The following is a 5,760-nucleotide window of genomic DNA, read 5'->3' on the forward strand; positions in this document are numbered from 1 at the left end:
GGCGAGGGGATGCTGCCGCAGCGTCAGTCCTGTAGCGGCGTAGTCGAGCACGATCGCTTGTCCTGCTGCCTCGGCCGGCAAGGCGGGGGCGGCCTCGTTGATGAGTCCTGGCTCCCCGAGTGCGTAGTCGGCCAGCCTCAGCAGAGGCGGCACGTCGCGTTCAATCGCCTTGGCGTCCCACATGGCGGACCGGCGGCTGGCGCCCAGGCTCGCAAAGGCGTCGGCCTCAGCCAGGGCTTCGATGGCTTTGCGGCTGACGCCCGTGCGGCGCGCTACTTCCTCCACGGACCCGTACGGCGAGCCATTGCCGGACCGTCGGACCTTCACGATCAACCGGCCCTCTTCTTCCGTAAGCCCCGTCGCCAGCCGCAGGCCCAAGCGCAAGGCGTGCTGGTCAGCGCTCTGTATCTCCGGCTCAAGCGTCGAATCCCAGTCGCTCGCGTTGATGTCGACGGGCCGGACCTCGACGTCGTGCTTCTTCGCGTCACCGACGATTTGCGCCGGCGCATAGAAGCCCATCGGCTGGCTGTTGAGCAGCGCCGCCGCGAAGACCGCCGGGTGGTGGCATTTGAGCCAAGAGGAGGCATAGGCGAGATGGGCAAAGCTCGCTGCATGGCTCTCGGGAAAGCCATAGGAGCCGAAGCCCTCGATCTGCTTGAACACCCGCTCCGCGAGCTCGGGATCGTAGCCCCGTCGCACCATGCCGCCGACGAGCCGCTCGTGATAAACACCAACACCCTGCGTGTGCTTGAAGGTCGCCATGGCCCGTCGAAGCTGGTCGGCCTCACTCGGCGTAAAGCCGGCGGCGACAATCGCCACGCGCATCGCCTGTTCCTGGAAGAGTGGAACTCCGAGCGTGCGGCCGAGGACCTTTTTCAGTTCGTCCGGATCGCCATGCTGAGGGGAGGGGCCCGGATAAACCGGCTCCTCGAGATTCCAACGCCTGCGCAGATAGGGATGGACCATATCGCCTTGGATCGGGCCCGGGCGGATGATAGCCACCTGCACAACCAGGTCGTAGAATTTGCTCGGCCGAAGGCGCGGCAGCATCGCCATCTGCGCCCGACTTTCGACCTGGAACACCCCAAGGGAATCCGCCCGCCGCAGCATGGCGTAGGTCGCTTCGCAATCCCGTGGGACGCCGGCAAGGTCGTAATCGAGCCGATGATGGCGGCGGAGCAGATCGAAGCCACGTCGCAGGCAGGACAGCATGCCGAGGGCCAGAATATCGACCTTGAGCAGCTTGAGTGCGTCAACGTCGTCTTTGTCCCATTCCAAAACCGTCCGGCCCGCCATCGCGGCGTTACCCACGACCGCCATTTCGGTGAGCAGACCGCGGCTCATGACGAAGCCGCCAACATGGGTCGCAAGATGACGCGGAAAATCCTGGATTTCCGCGGCCAGTTCCAAGGCGAGCCCGAGCCGGCGATCGGAGAGGTCCAGCCCCTCCTGGGCCGCAAGCTCCTTCAGGCCGTCATCACGGCCCGGTCCCCAGCTGGCCTTGGCTAGCCGGCCGGTCACGTCCTCCGATAGCCCGAGCGCTTTGCCGACCTCGCGGATGGCGCTGCGACCGCGATAGCGGATGACGGTGCCGACGATCGCGGCGCGATTGCGACCATAGCGATCGTAGATATGCTGAATGACCTCCTCGCGCCGCTCATGCTCGAAATCGACATCGATGTCGGGCGGCTCATTGCGGCTGGCGGAGACAAACCGTTCGAAGAGCAGATCGTGCTTGGAAGGATCAACGGCCGTAATCCCGAGCACATAGCAAACGGTCGAATTGGCGGCCGATCCGCGCCCCTGGCAGAGGATGCCGCGCGATCGGGCAAAGAGCACCATCTCGTGGACGGTCAGGAAATAGGGCGCGTATTCCAGCTCCTGGATCAGCTGCAGCTCGTGCGCAACCCGCGTCAGGATGTCGTCCGGAACACCGTCTGGCCAGCGGAGCGCAGCGGCCTCATAGACGCGGTTGGTCAGCGTCTCCAGCGGTTTGCGGCCGGGCTCCAGGATCTCTTCCGGATATTCGTGCCTGAGCTGATCGAGCGAGAAGCCCGAGCAGGCATCGAGGATGCGGATCGTGTTGGCCAGGGCGTCCGGATGGGCGGCGAAGAGCCGGCCCATTTCATGAGCGGTCTTGAGGCAACGCTCGCCGTTCCGGTCGGCCGCGAAGCCGATGCGATCGACGGGCACGCCGAGGCGGATCGCGGTCAACACGTCCGCGAGGCGGCGACGATCGGGATGGTGGTAGCGGGGGTCCGTCGTGGCCAGGAGCCCGGACTTGGCGGCGGTCGTCATGCGGCTCAGCAGGTTCAAACGATGGCGATCGGCGCCGTCATAGGTGACGGGGGCGGAGCAGAGCAGCGGCATCGCTAGGCGCTTGCGGAGGTCGCGCGCATCGGCCTTGAGACGCGCGGCAAAGGCGGCATCCGGCAAGGCGGGCGGGATGGCCGCCATCACCCAGCCTTCCGCATGGTCGAGCAATTCGGTGCGGGTGAGTTGGCATTCGCCTTTCGGTGCGCGCATGCGGCCGAGCGACAGAAAGCGGGTCAGCCGGCCATAGCTTTCGCGATCGGTCGGCCAGGCCAGATAGCTGGCGCCGTCGTCGAGCACCAACCGTGTCCCCACGATGAAGCGGATGCCGACGTCCTTGGCCGCGACATGCGCGCGCACCACACCCGCCAGGCTGTTGGTGTCGCAGACGCCGATGCCGGCATGCCCGAGCACGGCGGCGGTCGCCACCATCTCAGCGGGGTGCGAAGCGCCGTCGAGCAGCGTGAAGTTTGTGCGCGCGCCGACCTCCGCGAAAGCGATGGTCATGCGAAATATCCATGCAGAAACCAGCGGGCAGGGCGGTCGGGGCGCAGTGCGGCGGTGCGGCCGATCCAGAGGCGCGTGCCGGAGGCCAGTTCGACGCGGTAGTAGTCCCGATAGCTGCAGTCCTCCGGATCGCGCCACCATTCACGCTCGATCCGCTCCGGTCCGTCAGACCAGGCAATCTGCTGGACAGCACCGTTCAGCCGCAGTTGCACCGGCGGTCCGTCAGGCACCACGGCCATGACCATGAGCGGGGTGGGCCGTTTTAGAAGGCGCACGGGTGCTGGCAGTTGCGAGCGACGCGGCGCATCGGGCACGGCTTCGAAGGGTCCGACGCGCACCGCTGAACGTTCGGGCCAATGGCTTTCGCCAGGGGCAAGACGCCACACCGGCAGTCGTTGCGACAGGCGGTCGAGCAACTGCGCCAAGGCCTCGGCCCGGGTGGCCTCCGCCGGTCCACCTGTGGCCATCATATTTTGCGAGCCGGCCATATCATTGGTGATCCCGGCCTCGAGCGTCATGCGCTCGAAGCCAAGATCAGGCTGCAGGCGCTCCAACTCGTTCGCGAAGAGGCGGCGGAGATGGACAGGGACACGCGTCGGCAGACCCGTCCCGATGGTGATTTCTTGCACCTCGCGGTCGACCCGGAAGGCGCGCAGGGTCACTTCCCGCGCGCCCTGATCGGCCTCCGCCAAGGTGCGGCACAGTGGTGCGAGCAGCGCCTCTAAGGCGCGATCGATCGCCGGCCGGGTTACGATCGGCTCCAGGAAGTTGACGGCTTGCACGAAGACCGGCGGCGGCCGAACGGGCGAGAGTGAGCGGGGGCGATCACCTGTCAGCCCGTCGAGCACATCCATCACCGGGCGGCCGAAGCGGCGCGACAGCGGGCCGCGGGGTTGGCGCAGGAGTTCGCCGATCTGCTGCAAGCCGAGACGGTTCAGGCTGGTGATACAGTCCTGCGACAGCCGCAGCGCGCCAAGCGGCAGCGGCGCGACGGCGGCGGTCTCATCTCCGGCCGCGACGATCCGGGTGTGATGCCCGGCGCGCGCCAAGGCAGCAGCGGCCTCCGCAATGCCCGCGATGACGGCTTGGGCAGCGATGCCGCCACGCTGGAGGCTGTTGCTGACTTGGCGCAACAAGGCCGCTTCGCCGCCAAAGAGCTCGGTGCAGCCGGTTACGTCCAGCACTAGACCGTCCGGAGGATCGACCGCAGCGATCGGCGTGAACCTGACAGCCCAGAGAGCAAGCCGCTCCAGAAACGCCCTGTCTGCGTCAGGATCGGCTGGGCGCAGCACCAACTCGGGATGCATCGCCTGCGCGTCCGCGAGGGCTTGTCCCACGTGCAGCGTGGTGCCGGGCGCATCGACGCTCGTCAGCAAGCGACGATTGCCCTGGGTGTCCCAGGCCGCAATGGGGACGCCGGCAAGCTCCGGCTCCTTCTGCCGGATGCGGTCGGTCGCAACTTGCGGCAGATACAGAACGAGAAAGCGTCGGCGCTTCATGCGGCGCCAAGCCCAGCCGGCTCTGGCTCTTGGCCTAAGTCGCACGCCGAGACGAGCACCTGCTTTTGCCGATCCCAGACGACCGCCCAAGCCGCTGGTCGTCCGCCGGAGGCCCGCAAGAGATCGAGACGCCAGGAGGGGTTGTCGGACGGATCGGCTTTGGCAGCTCCGACCCGCCAACGGCTCCTGGCGGCGGAGGGCGGCACGAGATCCGTGTCGGGCAAGACGAGTAAGCCGATACCGCCACCGCTCTCGGCCGCGAGCTGAAGTCGCCGGGCAGCGATCAGGTCGGGTGGCGGCCCCTCGAGAACGAGGGCGGCGCCCGCCACGCCCGGTGATCTCAGCGCCTCTTCGAAGGCCCAAAGGGCGTCCTTGGCGTGCTTCGCTGCGACGAAAATGAGGTCCGTCTGCGAGAGACCAAATTCCGCAACACCCGCAGGCCAGATGTCCGGCTCGGTGCCAATCCAGATGACTGGTCCCGCTGTCTTGCCGAGGACAAACGCGCAAAAGCCCGTGGCGGCGCCGGTGTCCGCAGCCAATACCTCGTGGAAAGCCCCGCGGGCCAAGCCCCCGGCAGGCAGTAGCCGGTCGATGGGTGGGCAGAGGGAGATGGTCTCGCTCTCCGTCACGACCGTCCCGCGCTCCAGGCGCGCGACGGTGCTCCGAAGTTCTAAGAGGGCCGCTTGATGATCCTTTCGAAGCGCGAGGTCTGCCATTCCATCTGCCTAACCGGCGGAGTGGGGGCGGCCGGGGCGGGCGCGCATCACGATGTAGCCTGATCGACGCAGGTGCTCCGTCAGACGCTCCGCCGCCATCCCGGCGGCGAAATCCCAGCCGCTGCGACGCGGCTTGCCGCGCTCATCGTAACGCAGCGCATAGGACAAGACGGCCGCGATCTCCTCCGCGGTGGCGGCGGTGAGATCGGCAGCGTCAGGGTCTGGCTGATGGTCGTCGGGCATGCGGGCAAGCTAGGCGGCGAAGGAGAACGAAACAAGAACAAGAATCGATTGACGTGGCGGCAGCGCTATGCCTGCGGCCGTCGCCCGGGCCGTGGCTTCAGGCCTGTGGGTCGAATCCAGCAGATTCAATCGCTTCAACCGCTGTCTCGGCGCGATACGGCGCATCCCCAAGGGAATGGTAAACAATCCGGGCGCATGGCCCAGGCGAGAGGATGAAGGCGATGACGCGGGCAACCGCTTTGACAATCGCAGTCGACGAGAGCTGCACCGTTTCGGGCATCCTGCAGGCGCCCTCCAATGCGCGGGCCTGCTACGTCATGGCGCATGGTGCGGGGGCGGGCATGACCCATTCCTTCATGGCGGCGGTTGCCGACGGTCTTGCTGAGCGGAATATCGCGACGCTTCGCTACCAATTTCCTTACATGGAGCGAGGCTCGCGGCGGCCTGATAGCCCGGCTCTGGCACATCGAACGGTTCGAGCG

Annotated in this window: 5 protein-coding genes; 1 reads left to right on the forward strand and 4 read right to left on the reverse strand. The window is 66.8% G+C overall.

Translation table 11 applies throughout. From position 1 onward, the window contains the following. The 4 genes from GSQ83_RS25670 to GSQ83_RS25685 form a co-directional block, all read right to left on the reverse strand. Positions 1-2,820: error-prone DNA polymerase (locus GSQ83_RS25670; protein ID WP_158805748.1), on the reverse strand; the 2,820-nt coding region annotated here is incomplete at its 3' end. Further along, positions 2,817-4,319 carry a DNA polymerase Y family protein gene (locus GSQ83_RS25675; protein WP_158805726.1) on the reverse strand — a complete coding sequence of 501 codons (1,503 nt, stop codon included), beginning with the start codon at positions 4,317-4,319 and terminating at the stop codon, positions 2,817-2,819. The genes GSQ83_RS25675 and GSQ83_RS25670, both read right to left, overlap by 4 nt. Further along, the gene (locus GSQ83_RS25680) at positions 4,316-5,035 is read right to left on the reverse strand and encodes an ImuA family protein (protein WP_158805727.1); all 720 of its coding nucleotides are present in this window, start codon (positions 5,033-5,035) and stop codon (positions 4,316-4,318) included. Before GSQ83_RS25680 ends, GSQ83_RS25675 begins: the two co-directional genes overlap by 4 nt. Positions 5,036-5,044: 9 nt before the next feature. Then, on the reverse strand, positions 5,045-5,278 hold the full coding sequence (locus tag GSQ83_RS25685; protein WP_158805728.1) for a hypothetical protein: 234 nt from the start codon (positions 5,276-5,278) through the stop codon (positions 5,045-5,047). A 221-nt stretch (positions 5,279-5,499) separates the two neighbouring features. On the opposite strand from GSQ83_RS25685, the gene GSQ83_RS30145 reads away from it, so the two are divergent. Further along, the coding region (locus tag GSQ83_RS30145) for an alpha/beta family hydrolase (RefSeq protein ID WP_371418077.1) at positions 5,500-5,760 on the forward strand (261 nt) is incomplete at its 3' end.

Source organism: Acidisoma sp. L85, assembly GCF_009765865.1.
GTDB lineage: Bacteria > Pseudomonadota > Alphaproteobacteria > Acetobacterales > Acetobacteraceae > Acidisoma.

Bases quoted from the DNA above. Each gene is read 5' to 3' on its own strand.
- GSQ83_RS25675 (WP_158805726.1), bottom strand. From the start codon at position 4,319: ATGAAGCGCCGACGCTTTCTCGTTCTGTATCTGCCGCAAGTTGCGACC.
- GSQ83_RS25685 (WP_158805728.1), bottom strand. From the start codon at position 5,278: ATGCCCGACGACCATCAGCCAGACCCTGACGCTGCCGATCTCACCGCC.
- GSQ83_RS25680 (WP_158805727.1), bottom strand. From the start codon at position 5,035: ATGGCAGACCTCGCGCTTCGAAAGGATCATCAAGCGGCCCTCTTAGAA.